Genomic DNA, 2,381 nt, shown 5'->3' with positions numbered 1-2,381 from the left:
GACGCGGCGCGCGGCCTTCGGCCACCGCGCGGTGGTCGTGGCCGGCGACCGTGAGGAACTGCTGCGCGGTCTGGCCGCCGTCGCGGGCGGTGACCCGGTGGCCGCCGGGGTCACGGGCGGCGTGGTGGGTGCGGCCGGGGCCGGGAAGCTGGCCTTCCTGTTCACCGGCCAGGGCAGCCAGCGGCTCGGGATGGGCCGTGAGCTGTACGACACCCACCCGGTGTTCGCGGCCGCCCTGGACGCCGTGTGCGAGCACCTCGACCTCGAACTCCCGCTGAAGAACGTCCTGTTCGGTACCGAAGCGGACCTGCTGAACCAGACGGCCTTCACCCAGCCCGCGCTCTTCGCGGTCGAGGTGGCCCTGTACCGGCTCGTCGAGAGCTGGGGAGTCCGTCCGGATTTCCTGTCCGGTCACTCCATCGGCGAGATAGCGGCCGCGCACGTCGCCGGGGTGCTCTCGCTGGACGACGCCTGCGAACTCGTCGCCGCCCGTGGCCGGTTGATGCAGGCGCTGCCGTCGGGTGGCGTGATGATCGCGGTCCAGGCGTCGGAGGACGAAGTCCTGCCGCTGCTGACCGGCCGCGTGAGCATCGCCGCGATCAACGGGCCGACCTCGGTCGTGATCGCGGGCGACGAGGACGCCGCGCTCGCCGTGGTGGCGGCGTTCGCCGACCGCAAGACCAAGCAGCTCACCGTCAGCCACGCCTTCCACTCCCCGCACATGGACGGCATGCTGGCCGACTTCCGCAAGGTCGCCGAGTCCCTGACGTACGCCGCCCCGCGCATCCCCGTCGTGTCGAACCTGACCGGCGCCCCCGTCACCGACGAGATGGGTTCCGCGGACTTCTGGGTCCGCCACGTCCGCGAAGCCGTCCGCTTCCTGGACGGTGTCCGGGCCCTGGAGGCCGCGGGCGTGACGACGTACGTCGAACTCGGCCCCGACGGCGTGCTGTCGGCCATGGCCCAGGACTGCCTGACCCAGGACGGCGCCCGGTTCGCGCCCGCCCTCCGCTCCGGCCGCCCCGAGCCCGTCACCCTCCTCACCGCCCTCGCCGGCGCGCACGCCCACGGCGCCACCGTGGACTGGGCGGCGTACTTCGCCCCGACCGGCGCCCGCCCGACCGAGCTGCCCACCTACGCCTTCCAGCGCGACTGGTACTGGCTCGACTCCGCGGCCACCGCCCAGCACACCCCGGGCGACGCCGCCGGCTTCGGCCTCGGCGCGACGGACCACCCGCTGCTCGGGGCAGCCGTCGAACTCCCCGACTCGGACGGGTTCCTCTTCACCGGACGCCTCTCCTGCGCCACCCACCCGTGGCTCGCCGACCACACCGTCCTCGGTTCGGTCCTCCTGCCGGGCACGGCCTTCGTGGAGCTGGCGGTCCGCGCCGGTGACCAGGTCGGCTGCGGCGTCCTGGAGGAGCTGACCCTGGAGGCCCCGCTCGTCCTCCCCGAGCGCGGAGCGGTCCAGCTGCGGCTCTCCGTCGCCGGAGCCGACGACACCGGCCGACGCACCCTGTCGCTGTACACCCGCGACGAGGACAGCCCGGCCGACGAGCCGTGGACCCGGCACGCCGCGGGTGTCCTCGCCCCCGGCGCCGACGCGCCGGCCCCCGCGGCCGACCTCACGGCCTGGCCTCCGGCCGGAGCCGAGGCGGTCGACCTCGACGGCCTGTACGAGCGCCTCGCCGCGGCCGGGTTCGACTACGGCCCTGCCTTCCAGGGCCTGCGCGCGGCCTGGGTGCACGGCGACGCGGTGTACGCCGAGGTCGCCCTGGACGAGGAGACCGCCCAGACGGCCGACTGGTTCGGCCTCCACCCGGCACTGCTGGACGCCACCCTCCACGCGGCCGGACTCGGCGGACTCGTCGAGAACACCGGCCGGGGACGGCTCCCGTTCGCCTGGAGCGGCGTCCGCCTGCACGCGGCCGGAGCCTCCGCGCTCCGGGTCCGCCTGGCCCCGGCCGGGCACGACGCGGTCTCCCTGGAACTCGCCGACCCGGCGGGCGCACCGGTCGCCTCGGTGGAGTCGCTCGCTCTGCGGGCCGTCTCGCCCGAGCAGATCGGCGCGGCGTCACGCGGCGGCCGTCCGGAGTCCCTGTTCCAGGTCGACTGGACGGCCCTGCCCCTGACCCCGGTCTCCGCGGCCGAACAGCGCCCCTGGGCCCTGCTCGCGGACGGCCACGCGGGACTGGACACCGTGGGCGTGCGCTACACGGCCCACGCCGCACTGGCGACGGCCGCGGCCGCAGAGCTCGTGTGCGTCCCGCTGACGGGGCTGCCCGAGGGTGATGTGGCGGTTGCGGTGCACGAGGAGACTGCTCGGGTGTTGGGGCTGGTGAAGGAGTGGTTGGCTGACGAGCGGTTCGCGGAGTCCCGTC

Annotated in this window: 1 protein-coding gene; it reads left to right on the top strand. The window is 75.0% G+C overall.

What is annotated here, in order from left to right:
- The coding region (locus AB0I68_RS38930) for an acyltransferase domain-containing protein (RefSeq protein WP_363182180.1) at positions 1 to 2,381 on the top strand (2,381 nt) is incomplete at both ends.

The sequence above is a fragment of the Streptomyces sp. NPDC050448 genome, assembly GCF_040655295.1.
In the GTDB taxonomy this organism is placed as follows: Bacteria; Actinomycetota; Actinomycetes; order Streptomycetales; family Streptomycetaceae; genus Streptomyces.
The sequence above is the reverse complement of the archived record's forward strand: the minus strand, read 5'-3'. Positions and strand labels throughout refer to the sequence as shown.